Origin of the sequence: Bradyrhizobium sp. Y36 (genome assembly GCF_002531575.1) — a bacterium.
Classification (GTDB): Bacteria; Pseudomonadota; Alphaproteobacteria; order Rhizobiales; family Xanthobacteraceae; genus Bradyrhizobium.
The window spans coordinates 114,688-129,959 of the sequence record NZ_NWTI01000015.1 but is presented as its reverse complement, the minus strand read 5'-3'; the positions used below and the strand labels follow the sequence as shown (position 1 = coordinate 129,959).

General features: G+C 64.8%; 19 protein-coding genes. 8 read left to right on the top strand and 11 right to left on the bottom strand.

The genetic code is table 11. The annotated features are described in order from the left end of the window. The first annotated feature begins 91 nt into the window (after window positions 1-91). Window positions 92-1,165, top strand: a complete 1,074-nt coding sequence (gene queA, locus CO669_RS23535) for a tRNA preQ1(34) S-adenosylmethionine ribosyltransferase-isomerase QueA (RefSeq protein WP_097662319.1) — start codon at window positions 92-94, stop codon at window positions 1,163-1,165. 106 nt (window positions 1,166-1,271) lie between these two features. Here the strand turns inward: queA and CO669_RS23530 are convergent, their stop codons facing one another. From CO669_RS23530 to CO669_RS23515, 4 genes are all read right to left on the bottom strand, one after another. Further along, entirely contained in the window at window positions 1,272-2,309 is a 1,038-nt protein-coding gene (locus tag CO669_RS23530) for an aspartate-semialdehyde dehydrogenase (RefSeq protein WP_097662318.1), read from the bottom strand. 290 nt (window positions 2,310-2,599) lie between these two features. Further along, complete coding sequence (locus CO669_RS23525; protein WP_198964230.1) at window positions 2,600-3,205, bottom strand: PepSY domain-containing protein; 606 nt, start codon at window positions 3,203-3,205, stop codon at window positions 2,600-2,602. Window positions 3,206-3,458: 253 nt separating this feature from the next. Then, complete coding sequence (locus CO669_RS23520) at window positions 3,459-4,205, bottom strand: TetR/AcrR family transcriptional regulator (RefSeq protein WP_097662316.1); 747 nt, start codon at window positions 4,203-4,205, stop codon at window positions 3,459-3,461. Window positions 4,206-4,340: 135 nt separating this feature from the next. Continuing rightward, entirely contained in the window at window positions 4,341-5,522 is a 1,182-nt protein-coding gene (locus tag CO669_RS23515) for a patatin-like phospholipase family protein (protein ID WP_502694509.1), read from the bottom strand. Window positions 5,523-5,739: 217 nt separating this feature from the next. On the opposite strand from CO669_RS23515, the gene tgt reads away from it, so the two are divergent. Further along, complete coding sequence (gene tgt, locus CO669_RS23510; protein WP_198964221.1) at window positions 5,740-6,885, top strand: tRNA guanosine(34) transglycosylase Tgt; 1,146 nt, start codon at window positions 5,740-5,742, stop codon at window positions 6,883-6,885. Window positions 6,886-6,897: 12 nt separating this feature from the next. Here the strand turns inward: tgt and CO669_RS23505 are convergent, their stop codons facing one another. After that, a complete protein-coding gene (locus tag CO669_RS23505) occupies window positions 6,898-7,116 on the bottom strand; it encodes a hypothetical protein (protein WP_094890388.1) in 219 nt (72 codons plus the stop codon). A gap of 222 nt (window positions 7,117-7,338) precedes the next feature. On the opposite strand from CO669_RS23505, the gene cysK reads away from it, so the two are divergent. Both cysK and CO669_RS23495 read left to right on the top strand, forming a co-directional pair. After that, entirely contained in the window at window positions 7,339-8,316 is a 978-nt protein-coding gene (cysK, locus tag CO669_RS23500; protein ID WP_097662313.1) for a cysteine synthase A, read from the top strand. 3 nt (window positions 8,317-8,319) lie between these two features. Next, window positions 8,320-8,562, top strand: coding sequence for a BrnA antitoxin family protein (locus CO669_RS23495; RefSeq protein WP_097662312.1), 243 nt, complete (start codon window positions 8,320-8,322; stop codon window positions 8,560-8,562). A gap of 102 nt (window positions 8,563-8,664) precedes the next feature. On the opposite strand, the gene CO669_RS23490 is transcribed toward CO669_RS23495, so the two are convergent. Further along, window positions 8,665-10,101, bottom strand: a complete 1,437-nt coding sequence (locus CO669_RS23490; protein ID WP_097662311.1) for a caspase family protein — start codon at window positions 10,099-10,101, stop codon at window positions 8,665-8,667. Window positions 10,102-10,302: 201 nt separating this feature from the next. Continuing rightward, window positions 10,303-11,178: a DMT family transporter gene (locus CO669_RS23485; RefSeq protein WP_097662310.1), complete on the bottom strand. Its 876-nt coding sequence runs from the start codon at window positions 11,176-11,178 to the stop codon at window positions 10,303-10,305. Between the two features lie 164 nt (window positions 11,179-11,342). On the opposite strand from CO669_RS23485, the gene CO669_RS23480 reads away from it, so the two are divergent. Further along, the gene (locus CO669_RS23480; RefSeq protein WP_097662309.1) at window positions 11,343-11,741 is read left to right on the top strand and encodes a RidA family protein; all 399 of its coding nucleotides are present in this window, start codon (window positions 11,343-11,345) and stop codon (window positions 11,739-11,741) included. Window positions 11,742-11,791: 50 nt separating this feature from the next. On the opposite strand, the gene CO669_RS23475 is transcribed toward CO669_RS23480, so the two are convergent. The 3 genes from CO669_RS23475 to CO669_RS23465 all read right to left on the bottom strand — a co-directional run bounded on the left by CO669_RS23475 (window position 11,792) and on the right by CO669_RS23465 (window position 13,392). After that, window positions 11,792-12,337: a hypothetical protein gene (locus CO669_RS23475; RefSeq protein WP_198964220.1), complete on the bottom strand. Its 546-nt coding sequence runs from the start codon at window positions 12,335-12,337 to the stop codon at window positions 11,792-11,794. Beyond that, window positions 12,282-12,632: a hypothetical protein gene (locus tag CO669_RS23470; RefSeq protein ID WP_097662307.1), complete on the bottom strand. Its 351-nt coding sequence runs from the start codon at window positions 12,630-12,632 to the stop codon at window positions 12,282-12,284. The genes CO669_RS23475 and CO669_RS23470 overlap by 56 nt, the downstream gene beginning before the upstream one ends. Window positions 12,633-12,804: 172 nt before the next feature. Then, window positions 12,805-13,392, bottom strand: a complete 588-nt coding sequence (locus CO669_RS23465; RefSeq protein WP_097662306.1) for a formyltransferase family protein — start codon at window positions 13,390-13,392, stop codon at window positions 12,805-12,807. A gap of 297 nt (window positions 13,393-13,689) precedes the next feature. Between CO669_RS23465 and CO669_RS36420 the strand changes: the two genes are divergently transcribed. From CO669_RS36420 to CO669_RS23450, 3 genes are all read left to right on the top strand, one after another. Beyond that, a complete protein-coding gene (locus CO669_RS36420; RefSeq protein ID WP_245444451.1) occupies window positions 13,690-13,869 on the top strand; it encodes a hypothetical protein in 180 nt (59 codons plus the stop codon). Window positions 13,870-14,207: 338 nt separating this feature from the next. Next, window positions 14,208-14,426 (top strand): hypothetical protein, encoded by a 219-nt coding sequence (locus tag CO669_RS23455; protein WP_097662305.1) that lies wholly within the window; start codon window positions 14,208-14,210, stop codon window positions 14,424-14,426. Between the two features lie 146 nt (window positions 14,427-14,572). Further along, entirely contained in the window at window positions 14,573-14,905 is a 333-nt protein-coding gene (locus CO669_RS23450; RefSeq protein WP_097662304.1) for a hypothetical protein, read from the top strand. Window positions 14,906-14,932: 27 nt separating this feature from the next. On the opposite strand, the gene CO669_RS23445 is transcribed toward CO669_RS23450, so the two are convergent. Continuing rightward, complete coding sequence (locus tag CO669_RS23445) at window positions 14,933-15,235, bottom strand: hypothetical protein (RefSeq protein ID WP_097662303.1); 303 nt, start codon at window positions 15,233-15,235, stop codon at window positions 14,933-14,935. Window positions 15,236-15,272 lie beyond the last annotated feature (37 nt).

The window sequence follows — 15,272 nt, the reverse complement described above, 5'->3', positions numbered from 1 at the left end:
GCCCCGCTGCTGCAGTTCGGCCTTCATGGTTCGAGACGGCGCTACGCGCCTCCTCACCATGAGGGTCTGACTGTGCGGCGCTGAGCCCGACATGCGCACCGATCTCTTCGATTTCGATCTGCCCGCCGAGCGCATCGCGTTGCGCCCGGCGAGCCCGCGCGACTCCGCGAAGATGCTGGTCGTCGAGAACGGAGGCTTGCGCGACCAGACCGTCGCCGAGCTGCCGTCATGGCTGAAGCCGGGCGACCAGCTCGTCGTCAACGACACCAAGGTGATCGCAGCGCAATTGAAAGGCCGCCGCATCGGCCGCGAGACCGAGCCCAGAATCGAGGCGACGCTGATCAAGCGGCTCGACGGCTCGCGCTGGCAGGCGCTGGTGAAGCCCGCGAAGAAACTCGTCGCCGGCGATCGAATCCGCTTCGGCAATGAAGGCAAGGTCTGCCTGCTCGGCCATCTCGATGCCGAGGTCGAAGCCAAGGGCTTCGAGGGCGAGGTGACGCTGTCGTTCTCGTTCCATGGCCCGGCGCTCGACCAGGCCATCGCCGATCTCGGCAGCCCGCCGCTGCCGCCCTACATCGCGTCCAAGCGCACGCCGGACGATCAGGACCTCGCCGACTACCAGACCATGTTCGCCGCGAACGAAGGCGCGGTCGCCGCGCCGACCGCGGGCCTGCATTTCACGCCCGCGCTGGAGCAGGCGCTGCACGCGCGCGGCGTCGGTCTCAACCGCGTCACGCTGCATGTCGGGGCAGGGACCTTCCTGCCGGTGAAGGTGGACGACACCGACGGCCACAAGATGCATGCCGAGTGGGGCACGATCTCGGCCGAGACGGCCGAGCGGCTCAACAGCGCGCGGAAGAACGGCGGCCGCATCGTCGCCGTGGGCACCACGTCATTGCGTCTGCTGGAAAGCGCGGCGAGCGAAGACGGCACGATCGAGCCATTCACCGCGGAGACCTCGATCTTCATCACCCCCGGCTATCGCTTCCGCGCGGTGGATGTCCTGATGACGAACTTCCATCTGCCGAAGTCAACGCTGTTCATGCTGGTGTCGGCGTTCTCGGGGCTCGATACGATGAAGCAGGCCTATGCGCACGCCATCGCGAACGGCTATCGCTTCTATTCGTATGGCGATGCGTGCCTGTTGTTTCGGGCAGTGCCGTAGGGTGGGCAAAGCGAAGCGTGCCCACGTCTTTCTTGATGAGGGGTGAGAGTGGTGGGCACGGCGCTTGCGCGCCTTTGCCCACCCTCCGACACCCGTTGCTGCGCCGTTACGCCATCACCCGCTGCGGCAACAGCTCGGCGATCTGCACGGCGTTCAGCGCCGCGCCCTTCAGCAGCTGATCGGCCGCCACGAACATCGAGATCGAATGGCCCGAGGGATCGCTGAGGTCCTTGCGGATGCGGCCGACCAGCACGTCGTCCTGGCCCGAGGCGTCGATCGGCATCGGGAAGTAGTTCCTGGCGCGGTCGTCGACCACCTTCACGCCGGGCGCCTGCGCCATGATGGCGCGGACCTGGTCCTCGGTAATCGGCTTCTCGCATTCGAAGGTGATGGCCTCGCAATGCGCGCGCAGCACCGGCACGCGGACGCAGGTGACGCCGATCGCGATCTTCTCGTCCTCGAAGATCTTGCGGGTCTCCTTGATGACCTTGGTCTCTTCGTCGTTGTAGCCGGTCTCGGGATCAACAGCGGTGTTGTGGTTGAAGAGGTTGAAGGCGTAGGGGTGCGGCATCACCTTGGGCGTATAGACCTGCCCGTTGAGATTGGCGCGGGTGGATTCGACCAGCTCCTCCATCGCGGCGGCGCCGGCGCCGGACGCGGCCTGGTAGGTCGAGATGATCACGCGCTTGATGCGGTTCTTCTGGTGGATCGGCCACAGCGGCACCAGCGCGGTGATCGCGGCGCAGTTCGGATTGGCGATGATGCCCTTGTGATCCCTGATGCGGTTCGCGTTGATCTCGGGGATCACCAGCGGCACGTTCGGGTCCATGCGGAAGGCGGAGGAATTGTCGACCACGACCGCGCCCGACTTGACCGCGATCGGCGCGTACTTCTTCGAGATGCTGCCGCCGGCGGAGAACAGGGCGATGTCGACGCCCTCGAAGGAACGCTCGGTCAGCTCCTCGATCACGACCGGCTGGCCGCGGAACGATACCGTCTTGCCGGCCGAGCGGGCGCTGGCGAGCGCCTTGAGCTTGCCGACGCGAAAGCCGCGCTTGTCCATGGTGGCGATGAATTCGGCGCCCACCGCACCGGTGACGCCGACAATCGCGACGACGGGATCGTTACTCACTTTGTCCTCCATTCCGTTTCAGTTGAGCATGATCTGATCGGAAAACCGGATTCCACTTTTCCGGATCATGCAGTTGCGATTCAGACAACAAAAAAGCCCCGGACCATCGAGGGCGGGGCTTCGGTAGAGATGATGCGTTTAAGTCGACGACCTACGCGCGCACGCCTCCCCGGGCCCCTGGGGCCGTGGTGGTTTTGGTCGTGCGTTTGGTGGTCGTGAACATGGCGGCGACTTATGCGGGAGAGTCTGGCAGCCGTCAATGGCTTTTCGCCCCGGTCAATGCCGGGGACCGAGTCCCGTTGCTATCTCGCCCGCGCGCCGGGCGGCTCCAGGATGACCTCCTTGAGGTCGTCCCCGCTGATCACGACGATCGCAAAATTGAGCCGGCCGCGTTCGCGCACGAGGCCACCGCTGATCGCCTTGCCGGAGGCGGCGCGTTCGGCGACCTGGACGGCGTCGGCGAGGCGGTGCCTGATCGCGCCGAGCGCTGCGAGGTTGTCGCGGTCCTCGTGATCGAGCTCGGCAAGGGGGAGGGCGGCCTCTCCGCCGACGAACTCGCCGGTCGCAGCATTGATGGTGTGGCGCCAGATCCGGTCGTTGTGCAGGGTCTTCACCCGATACACCGGCACGCCGGCGGCCCCGTCAAAACTCACATCCGCCGTGGTGGCGCCGGCGTGCCGGCCTTCGGCAATTGCCATGGCCTGGCTGATCGAGATCGACGAACTGCGGAAGCGTTCGATCTCGCGGCTGACGGCCTGGCGGTCAGCCGCGGCGTCACCATCCGTTTCGCTGTGCAGGGCGGCCGGCGTGCTGCCCGCGGTCACGATCGCCTGCGCGGGCGCCGCGAGGAGCAGCGCGGGCAAGGCGATTGCCAGCAGTCCTGAGGTCCATCGTTTGGCTGTCGTCATGCTCGAAACCCTCGGCCAGCGAGTGTGCCGGATGATCGTAAAGAATTCGCGGCCGGCCTTGGGCATCGGCCGGCCGCGGAGCGCCGCCCCGGGCTGTACCCGGTGCGGCGATCTCAGCGGGACGGGCCACCTTTGGGGCTGGTGAAAAAGGGCAGCCCGTATCGCTTATAACTAAACCATACCGTATCGTTTTATTTCGGTCAATGGAGCCGGCGGCGTCCCCCGCGGGGAAAGCGGGCATCTCACGGAATTGTCAGCGGGCGGGGCGCCGGCGTGGCGCGGCTTTGGCGGCGCTTTGGACGCGATCGGCAGGTCCCAGAGCACCGGCGAGGAACAGCTTGATGGCCGTGCGCATGCGCTTTTCCGCGGCCTTCATCTCGAGTGCCGTTCCGAACGTCGCCAGGCGGTGGGTGTGACCGACGACGACGTCGAGGAACACTTCCGCTGCGATGGTGGTGTCCTCGATGTCGAGCGCGCCTTGCGCCACCAGGCGGTCGAAGAAGCGTGCCGTGGTGGCGACGGCCTTGAGCCAGCCTTCCTCCTTGCCGAGCTTGGCGACGTCGGGGAAGTTGATGGCCTGCGACGTCATCATGCGGCTGAAGGCGACGGCATCGGGACCGCAGGTGAAGGTCAGCATCTCGCGTCCGATCTCGATCAGCCGCTGCTCGACGGAGATGTCCGAGGCACTGGAGAGTTGCGTCTCCGCCGCCGCCGAGAGCGGCGCAAGCCAGCGCGCGATCTCGCGCCGGAGCACGGCGGCGAACAGGCCGCGCTTGTCGCCGTAGCGGGAATAGACGGTGGGCTTGCTGACCCGCGCCGCTTCCGCCACCGCGTCGAGCGAGGTGGCGTCGAAACCGCGATCCAGGAACAGGCGGGTGGCGACCTCGATCAGCCGCTGGTCGCGCTCGATGGCTGCGGATTTCGTCGGCCGGCCGCCGCGCGATTTCTGCACCTCGCGCCGCGGCGCTGCCGGTCTCGTCCTGGTCGCAGTCAATCCCATGCCCAATGATTCGTGCGCGTTTCCGACAGTCGTCATTCGCTCTATATCGCGCAGGAGGCGAGGCGTCATCGCGAATCTGGCCGAACTGGCCGTATCGTCAACGGTTTCAGCAGACCGGCGTTCCTCCACCAAACCTCACGGCACCGTGGAGGTCCAGGCCTGCCCGGACGCGGCCTTGTCATATCCGTATTGATAGAGCGCCCGCATATAGGCGGTGTCGAACCCTTCCGACGGCGGCGCCGGATATTCGCGCGCGATGTAGGAAAGATGAAAGCCGAGACGGTTTCGCTTGGCGAAATCGTAGGTCGAGTAAATGATCGAGCGCGTTTGCGATTGCGTGATCGCCGACAGGCTGCGCGAGGCGACGTCGATGGTGCCGTTGGAGACGAGCTCGAAATTGCGTTCGATCTTTTTGTTGACGAGGATGTAGATGTCCATCTTTGCGCTGCCCGGCAGTCGGCTGCCCTGGAAGAGCAGGGCTTCCGGCAGCGTCAGCACCGGCGCGGTCACGCCGCCGTCGACATGCATCTCCTGAAACTTGCGGCCCTCGCCCTCGGCGTCGATCATGATCGGCGGAAACACCAGGGGAATGCTGGCAGAGGCCGCCATCACGTCGCGAAACAGCTTGAGCGCCTCGGGCGTGCCGACGGCGGCGATCTTGCCCATGTCCCAGATCGCGGTGCGCTGGGTGTCGAGATCGGTGGTCACGATCAGCAGCTTGCGTCCCTTGGCGTTCTCGCGCGCGACCTGCGCCAGGATCTCAGACCCGACATAGCGGGCGACGAGCTCGCGCAGCCGCGTGTTGCCGAACAGGCCGGATCCGAACAGCACGCGCATGATGCTGGGGTCGCTCAGCAGGCTTTCGGCGATGCCGCTGGTGTAGACCTCCTTCAGCGTGTCGTCGTATTGCGGGCCGAGAAACGCGAACGGCGCGATCAGGCCGCCGGTGCTGACGCCCGAGACGACGGAGAAGGCGGGGCGGGTTCTCGCCGCGGTCCAGCCGTTGAGCACGCCGACGCCGTAGGCGCCGTCGGCACCGCCGCCGGAGAGCGCCAGATAGGACCTGGTCGCGGTGCTGGTGTCCTTCTCGAAGCTGAACTTGGTGACGGGGTCGTCGGCGTAACGCCTGAGGCCATCGATCGCGAGCACGCGCGACGTGCTGGCCTCGGCGGCGGTGTACGGCGTGCGGGGCAGGGACGTACAGGCGCCGAGCGCGAGGCTCACGGTCAGGGCCAGGGCTGCGGTCAGCCGGCGGGCCGGTCTGATCCGGTCCTGCAAATGGCCGAAGGCGTCAGTCGAACACGAAGGCAGAGGCATTGTCGGTGGCTGGCGATCACGCAATTCCCGCCGCCGGCAAACCTCGCCGCGGCATCTCGTCCAACCCCTGTGATAAAACTACACGGTATCGTTTTGTTTAACAAGGGCGGAGGCGCGGATATCCGCCGCGATTGTGTCCCAGTCTGAGGCAGAAGCCGGCTCGCGGCACGACATGGGCGGGTTGATCGGCCTCTTCCAACACGCAATAAGCACCGCCATGACTCCCGACAATGACCTTCCCAATCACTTTGAGTTGCTCGCCACCGATGGCGCCGCGCGCACGGGGCGCCTGACCACACCGCATGGCGTGGTTCGGACGCCAGCCTTCATGCCGGTCGGCACAGCCGGTGCCATGAAGGGCATGCACTGGCGCGAGGTGCGCGATGCCGGTGCCGACATCGTGCTCGGCAACACCTATCATCTGATGCTGCGCCCGAGTGCCGAGCGGATCGCAGCGCTCGGCGGCCTGCAGAAGTTCACCGGCTGGAACGGCCCGATGTTGACGGATTCCGGCGGCTTCCAGGTGATGTCGCTGTCGGACCTGCGCAAGGTCACCGAGAACGCTGTCACCTTCCGCTCGCATATCGACGGCGCCAAGGTCGAGCTGTCGCCGGAGCGCTCGATCGAGGTGCAGCGCCTGCTCGGCTCCGACATCGCGATGCAGATGGACGAGTGCGTGCGGCTGCCGGCCGAGCACGCCGACATCGAGCGTGCGATGCAATTGTCGCTGCGCTGGGCCGAGCGAAGCAAGCGTGCCTTCGAGAGTGCGCCAGACGGCTACATGCTGTTCGGGATCGTGCAGGGCGGCGACGTGCCGCAGTTTCGTCATGCGAGCGCGCAGGGCCTGGTCGCGATCGGCTTCCACGGCTATGCGATCGGCGGCCTTGCCGTCGGCGAGCCGCAGGCGGTGATGCTGGCCATGATCGACGAGACCGCGCCGCTGCTGCCGAAGGAGCGCCCGCGCTATCTGATGGGCGTCGGCACGCCCGACGACATCCTCGAAGCCGTGAAGCGTGGCATCGACATGTTCGATTGCGTGATGCCGACGCGCAATGGCCGGCACGGCGTCGCCTTCACGCGCTTCGGCCAGGTGAATTTGCGCAATGCGCGGCACGCCGACGATCCTCGTCCCCTCGACGAGGAGAGCGCGTGGCCGTCGGCGCGCAACTATGCGCGTGCCTATCTGCACCATCTCGTCAAGGCGGGCGAGACGCTGGGAGCGATGCTGCTGTCCGAAATCAATATCGCCTACTACCAGTTCCTGATGCAGGGCATTAGAGACGCGATTGTGCAGGGAACGTTTGACGAGTTCTATCGGCGTACGCGCGAGGACTGGGCGAGGGGCGATATCGCCCCGCGCTAGGTCAATCAAGGATCAATTGCACACGATCCGCTGCTTGACGGCGTGCTTGGTGACGAAGCCGTAGCCGCAATTGTCGCAAGTCCAGAGATAGCTGATCACGTGGTCCGAGACGTAGGCAGATGCTTCGGCTGCGACCATGGAGTCGGCGCAGACGGGACAGGTCGGCAACTCGCTGCAACGCGGATCACGCCTAAGCGCTACGGTCGACATCACTTCAGCAACAGCTGACATCGTGGTGACCTCCCTGCTTTGAGACCTAAGTCTAACATAAGCAGAATCAGTTGACGATGTCGCAACACAAATGCGTTGGTTTTCTGCTAATTAAAGCTCACGCGATTTTGCGATGCAGCGTATTTAACATGTACCGCATTGTCGCTTGCGTGTCGTCGCAGGCTATCCGTAACTGCGCATGGGCCGCGCAGACGCGCCAATTGTCGCCACAGGGAGTTCATCATGGACGCATCGTCCACCACGGGTGCAGCGCACCAACCCGGCCGCGGCCGGATCTATGACTCGATTGTCGACGCCTTCGGCAATACGCCGATCGTGCGGTTGCGCCGGCTGCCCGGCATGCACGGCGTGAATGCGACGATTCTGGCAAAACTTGAATATTTCAATCCGGCCGCAAGCGTGAAGGACCGCATCGGCGCGGCCATGATCATCGCGATGGAGAAGGCGGGTATCGTCAAGCCGGACACAGTCCTGATCGAGCCGACCTCCGGCAACACCGGCATCGCGCTCGCCTTCGTGGCGGCTTCGCGTGGCTACCGCCTCAAGCTGGTGATGCCGGAATCGATGTCGATCGAGCGGCGCAAGATGCTGGCCTTTCTCGGCGCCGAGCTGGTGCTGACGCCGGCGGCGCAGGGCATGAAGGGGGCGATCGCTGCCGCCGAGGAGCTGTTGAAGACGACGCCGAACTCGGTGATGCCGCAGCAGTTCAAGAACCTCGCCAATCCCGAGGTGCACCGCCGGACCACGGCGGAGGAGATCTGGAACGATACCGGCGGTAACATCGATTACTTCGTCGCCGGCGTCGGCACCGGCGGCACGATCACCGGCGTCGGCCAGGTGCTGAAGCCGCGCAAGGCCTCATTGCGTGTGGTCGCGGTCGAGCCGGAGGAGAGTCCGGTGCTGTCGGGCGGGCAGCATACGCCGCACAAGATCCAGGGCATCGGCGCCGGCTTCGTGCCTGACATTCTCGACCGCTCGGTGATCGACGAGATCGTGAAGATCAATTCGACGACGGCGATCGAGACTTCGCGCGCGCTGGCGCGGCATGAGGGCATTCCCGGCGGCATTTCCTCGGGCGCGGCGATTGCGGCTGCGCTCGAGATCGGCAAGCGGCCGGAAGCGGCGGGAAAGACCATCCTGGCGATCGTGCCGTCGTTCTCGGAGCGGTATCTTTCCACGGCGCTGTTTGAGGGAATCTAGGACATGGCCGATCAACCCACGAGGCGGCCGCGTACGCTCGGCGATGCAAGGACCGAAGCTGAGGCGGCGTTCAAGAAGGTGACGGCCAAGGTCGCCGCCGCGCCGCCGAAGCAGAACGTGGCGCCGGGGATCAAGGAGCAGGTTACGCTCCGGATCGACCAGGACGTGCTGGAGTTCTTCCAGGAGGGCGGGCCCGGCTGGCAGGACCGTATCAACGAGGCGCTGCGGAAAGCGGCTGGGAAGTAGAGATCGACTGCGCTCGCAGTGACGGAGTGTGTGGCACCACCTTCGCACCAAAGGAAAAGCCCGGCGCGAGCCGGGCTTTTGTGTTTTCGATCGCGCCGCGGCTCAGCGGCGGAACATGCCGCCCATCATGCCGCCGACGACACCGCCCACGAAGGCTGCACCGGCCGCATCGCCGGGATTGCTGCGGTGTTGCGGAGCCGGCGCAGGCGCGCTGCTCTGAGCCGGGGCGCTGCTGGCGGCGCGCCGGGCCGGCTTCTGGCTGGTGTCGCTCGCGGTCGCCGGGGCAGCCACGATCTCCGAGAGCAGGGCCTTGTGCTGAAGCTTGTTGAGGTAGCCCGACGAGGGGTAGCCGCGCGCCGTCTGCCAGCGCTTGAGCACGGATCGCGTTTCGTCGTCGAACACGCCGGTCTGCTTGGTGTCGAAGCCGAGCGCCGTCAGTCGACGCTGCACGTCGCGGCGCTTGTTCTTGTCGAGGCCGATCTGGTCTTCAGTGACCTGGGTGGACTCATCGGTGAAGGTGGCCGGATCGACGCCGGCGTTGAGGGTACGCGTCGCGGTCGACGGGCCGCTCTTGATCGCGGCGAGGCGCGCCAGCGCCAGCGCCTTGAACTGGCCGTTCGGATAGGCGGAGAGATAGGCGTTGAGCTCTTCCGGCTTGTTTGATTCCTTCACCGAGCGCCAGTATTCGAGCTCGACGCCGTCCGAGCCGCCGGTTGCTGCCGGCACGATGCCGGTCGCGGTCGGGGCCGCGTTGGCGACCTGCGCGGTCGGAGCCTGGTTGAGATAGACCGAGCCGGTCAGGTTGGTATGGCCCCAGGGCAGCTGGCCCTTGCGGGTCTCTTCATTGACCTGGGCGCGCACCGACGTCATCGCCTGCTGGATCTCGACGCCGGGCTTGGTGATGTTGTCGATCAGCGCGCGGGTGAACGGGCTGTTGTTGCCCTCCTGACCGTCGAGCGCGGTCTGGCCGGGGCCGGTGGCGAATGCGATCAGGGTGCCTTCGCCGGACTTCATCTCGGCGAGACCGCTCTGCACGTTGACGCTGCGGGTCGCCGAGTTCGACTTGATCTTGGCGGCGAACGGATTGTCGCGGCAGGCATCGAGGAAGACGAGCTTGACCTTGGCATCGCCCATGGTCTGCTCGAGCGTCAGGTCGATGTTGATGGCGGCGCCCAGCTTGACGTCCATCTCCGACTTGATGTCGGCGTCGACAGGCAGCAGGTAATTGGTGCCGCTGACGGCGATGCCGTGGCCGGCATAATAGAACAGCGCGATGTCCGAGCCTTGCGCCTTGCGGCCGAAGTCGAGCAGCTTCTCCGTCATCTGGTCGCGGCTGAGATTGGACCCTTCGATGACCTCGAAGCCGACATTGCGCAGCGTCGATGCCATCGCTTTGGCGTCGATCGGCGGGTTCGGCAATTGCGCGACGTTCTTGTAGGAGCCGTTGCCGACGACGAAGGCGACGCGGCGGTCAGCCTTCGCGGCACTGACCGACAGAGCCATGCACATCAGCGACGCGAGGAGGGTGAGATAGCGCATTCTGAAATCCCCAGAATCGAATTGCAGGCAGCATCAGATTGGCAACGAACGTACACGAAGTGCCCGACGTCGTGCCACCAAAACGGCAGTCCGTTGCGTTCAACCCGATGCTGTGTGGCCGAATGTGCACGGTGGGTTGATTCCCCAACGTGATCCAAATCACACGGCCACTTTGTTTTGTCGCGCAAGGCGGCGGGAGGTTCAGCGCGCGCGGGCGGGAACCGAGGGGGCCGGCTTCAAATTCAGGAGATTGCCGCACAGGATCAGCACCGCGCCCAGCACCGTCCAGGCGTCGAGCCGTTCGGAGTAGAGCAGCCAGCCCGCGGTCGCCGTCAGCGGAACCCGCAGGAAGTCCATGGGAACCACGATCGTCGCGTCGGCGTATCGGAGTGCGCTGGCAAGGCAATAATGCGAGAAAGTGCCGCAGACCCCGATGACGAACAGCCAGCCCCAGAGATAGGCCGACGGCCAGGTCCAGACGAAGAGCGTCGGCAACAGGCCCATCACAAATTGCACCACGATCATCCAGAACAGGATCGACAACGCGCTCTCGGTCCGGGTCAAAGATTTCGCAAGAATCATGGAAATGCTGAAGCCGATCGCGGCGCCGAGCGCGATCAACTGACCTGGATTGATCTCGCTGGTGGCGGGCCGCACGATCATGACGACGCCGATGATGCCGAGCACGACAGCGGCGATCTTCCAGATCGTCATGCGCTCGGACAGGAACGTCGCAGCCAGCACGGCGGTCCAGATCGGCATGGTGAACTCGATTGCGACGACCTGGCCGATTCCGATCAGCGTCAGTGCGTAGAACCAGCCGAGCTGTGCGAAATAATGCACACCGTTGCGTGCCAGGTGCTGGTGCAGGCGCTGGGTTGCCACCGCCTTGAAGCCGCCGGCGCGGAAGATGATCGGCAACAGCAGCGTGAACCCGATCACCGAACGCACTTCCATGATCTGGAAAACGTTGAGCTCGCGCGTGGTCTCGCGGCCGGCGACCGCCATCACAAGCATCAGCGCCAGCCAGCCGGCCATCCAGAATGCAGCCATCGTTTTGGACGGTGTCGCGCTCATCGGGGCAGGATGCTGGGGCAGGGTGCTGGAGGATGGAAAGTGCGAAGGGACGGCCGGTATCGGCGACATCGCCGCCGTTTGCAACGGCCAAATCTGCGGATGCAGCGATGCAGGCGGACGTGCTAAGGCTGCATCGAACAACAAGAAAAGGGAGAGCTTCGCTCATGCGCATCTTGCAGCCAGCCGAATGGACGAAACCGCGCGGCTTTTCCCATGGCGTCGTCGTCGAAGGACCGGGCCGCTGGGTGGTTCTGGCCGGCCAGACCGGCGGCGACGAGACGGGCAGCTACGCGCCCGACATGGCGGCGCAGGTCGGAGCTGCACTGAAGCGGATCATCAAGCTGCTGGGCGAGGCGGGCGCCGGCCCCGAGCACATCGTCCGCCTGACCTGGTATCTGACCAGCCGCAGCGAATATGAAGCCGCCGGTGCCGGCATTGGCGCGGCCTGGAAGGAAACGCTCGGACGCAATTTCCCGCCTTCGACGCTGCTCTACATCGGTGGCCTCGTGGACGACCGGGCCAAGGTCGAGATCGAAGTCACGGCGTTCGTGCCGAACGCATAAAAAAACGATCCGGCGAGGTCGCCGGATCGTCTCTCGGATCGCCTGTTGTTTTACTTCGACATCGAGATGTTGGCGCCGCGGAACTGGCTGTCGGCGCGTATCGTGACGTTCTGCTTGTTGCCGCTCGTGCGCAGACCAATGTTGGCGTTGAAGCCGGCGGCGGAGGCCACCACTTCGAAGTTCCCGCCGCCGCCGCGGCCCTGGAGCGAGCCGGAGATGTTGCGGCTAGCCTCGGACCAGCTGCCGGTGATGGCGCTTCCCTCAGCCTTGACGCTGGCCGCGAGGTTGAACTTGTAGGCGTCGCTGGCGCAGGTCAGCGACATCTCCATGGTGGGACCGATCGGGGCGTATTTGGCCCGACAACGGATCCGTTCCGTCGAGCCATCGTCCAGCGTCACGGTGCCGCTGCCGCTCCAGCTCCCCGCCATCGGCGCGAACGGGCCGGACTGCGCGTTGGTTTCGGTGTTCGCGAACGCTGCCACAAACAAAACGGCGGCCGCAGTCAGCAGCCGCCGATTCCGGGCGCGAGCCTCAACTGGTTTATTGGCGCGATGCTTCCCATCGCCCGCTGCACGGTATGCCTGCAGATGCTCCATTCCACTTCCCCGATCCGGCGTTGCCGTTGAGTTGACCGTTGGCATATGCACCATTGATCGAAACTTTCACAAGTCCCCCGCTGCCGATGGTGCCGGAAACGTTAGCGCCGGGCGCTGTGATCTTGCCGTCGGCGACCGTCAGCATGGAACTCGCAGTGGGTTCGCAGGTGCCGCTCTTGGTTACGATCGTGACCTGCCAGTTGCCGTCATAAGGGGTCTGGGCAAAGGCGGACGCGGCGAGGGTGCCGGTGAAAACTGAAGCGGCACAGAACACCGCAATGCGAGCAAAACGCATAAATTCCGTCCTTGAATGTGTCTGATATGCTGTCGCTTATCTGGACCAAATGTGACGGAAATTTGTTGCAATGCCAAATCGAAAATTGTTCCAGTGGAAACAATGGTTTATTTGCATTTCCGGCGACGATTTTCGAAGCGGAATCAACACCCCCTCGCGTTAAGGGTAAACGTCAGGAGAGACTCGGCGCGGAGGTCGCGAACTGCTCGTCCTGAGTCTTGGCGGGCAACGCCTTATGGACTTTGGCATAGTCGATCACGTCGGCGAGCAGCTTGAGCCCGAGGGGCGCCAGCGCGCGCTCCCAGAGCTCCCGCGCCGTCTCGCCCTTCTTGACGAAGCACCAGTCCTGGGCGGCGATGGCGCCGGCATCCATGCGGTCGGCGAGATGGTAGATCGTGCCGCCGGCGATCGGATCGCCTTCCTTGATGGTCCATTCCACGGCGGCCTTGCCGCGATGGCGCGGCAGCAGCGAGGGGTGATAGCCGATGCCGCCGAGCTTGGCGGCGGCGAGCGCATCCTTGCCGATCCGGGCGTGGCTGTGCGCCGTGATGATCAGATCAGTGTCAGGCGCGATCTCGGAGGCCACCACCAGCTTCGGATTGGCCTGGACCACAACCTCGATGCCGGCCGCCTTGGCGGTCGCAGCGAGGCGATCCTCGGCATCGGCGACCACGACCCTGACGATCGTGACGCTGTGCTCCCGGAGCATGTTCAGGGTGGTCACGCCAAAATGGCGGGAGCCGACGAGGGTAATGCGCATGGGGGTCCGATCCGGTCTCGCAACTGCGTCATCCCCCGATAACACGTCCGGACGCCCTGTCACCACCCGCGCCACGATTGCGTGGGTTATCAACAATGCGCCGAGGCGCCGGGCGCGACGAACGCCGTGATTGCGCAGCCGGGCGTTCCGGTGCTTCCATGGCGGGCATTGCGCCGGTTCGGGAGCGAGCTCATGCGAAGCGCCTGGTTTTTCCTTCTCACGGCATTGCTCATAACCGTTCCCGCCCATGCCGGCGGGCCGTACCCCGTCGTGCCGCCCGAGACCGGGATCGCGCCCTTGGTGGGGCCAACCTGGGACGGCTATCGCTGTGCCCGCGGGCCGGTGTTCAATTTCTATCATCGCACCTATTACGGCGAGGAGCCGCCGGCACTTGATCGCGGCTACGCCTACCGGCCGTATTACCGTTACAGCGCCTATCGCAGATTGCCGCGCACGTATTTCTGCGTCACCGACTAGCGTTGCCGCGCGGCCACGGTGGAGCGGCAAGCGTCGGATAAGTCGGTTCCTGTGTTTCGTTTTTAACAGAGGTTGGCTGGCCCGGCTGATAAGAGTGCGCCCACCGGGGCTGGCGACATTTCAATCCGCATCCGTTTTTAAACCCGGCCTGGGCCGCTGGCGCGTTCGTCAGCGGCCTTTTCAATCCCGCTCATCGAGAAATCATCGCATGGTAACGCGATCTCAACCAGCCGGGCGTATCGACGAATCCGTCGCGGATTTGTATTGCGTACCGCGACATCGAAAATGTCCCGCCGGCGCGGGTGCGCCGCGCGGGCCTTTTCGCCGGGACACATTTCATGCCGCGCGCCATTGAGCAGATCGTCGACAGCTACGTGCGGCTGAAGAACCGGCGCGGCCTCGACGAGCTGATGATGCACAGGCAGCGGCTCGCAGTCGATCTGAAGAGCAAGTCCGGCTACGATTTCAGTCTCCCGATCGGCCAGATCGACGAGGAAATCGCGATCATCGAGGCGGGCCTCAACCGGCTCAAGGCGGAAAATTCCACCGCGATCTAGCCGGTTCTCGGACATCAGGGACGACGCATCGTCGCAGTCCGCGACCGGTTCATGCGTGGTTCAGGCCTGCGATGTCTCAATCTCGGGATCGTTTCATGGGACGTGAATTCTGCTAGGCTTTGTCCCCGTGATTTGGAGGAGACGTCATGATCGTTCTTGCGCTGGCTGGTCTGCTTGGCTTCGCAACCGTGCCTGCGGCATCGCCGGCACCCATGGTGGAGCAGGTTCAGTTCAGGGCTGCTCCGGGCGGACGCTGCCCGGACGGCTATGATTTCAACCACTCGAACGGCCGCTGCTATCCCAACGACTACCATGCGCCGGGCGTCTATACGCGGAATCCCGGGCCGCACGAATACTACGGAAATTATGGTGGCTATCAACGACGCGGCGGGCTCTGCCCGGACGGCTTCGCGTACAATTACGCGGACGGTCAATGCTATCGGAATGGCCGGCAACCGCCCGGACTGTACGGGCGATAATCGATCGTCCTGCCAGGGCGGGCGCGCTCAGTCGCGCCTGCCGCCGTCGATCACCGTGAACAGCGGTCGTGCCGGCGTCGGCTCGACCAGCAACTCTTCCACCAGCGCGGCGGCTGCATCGACATATTTGCGCGTCGGCTTGTCGAGTTCGCGTCTCGCCTCGTCGTCGAGCGCGACCTTGGCGGCTTCGACCAGCTTGCGCATGCGCGCCGCATGGTCGTCGCCCGCCGTCAGCGTCGCGCGCGCCAGCGAGCGCAGCACGAACAGCTCGCCTTCGAGGCGGAGCAGGCGGTCGTTGAGCCTTGTGAGAACGGCGTTGAGGTCGGCCATGTCTGCGGTTCGGCGCGAAGGATCTGTCCTGATCTAG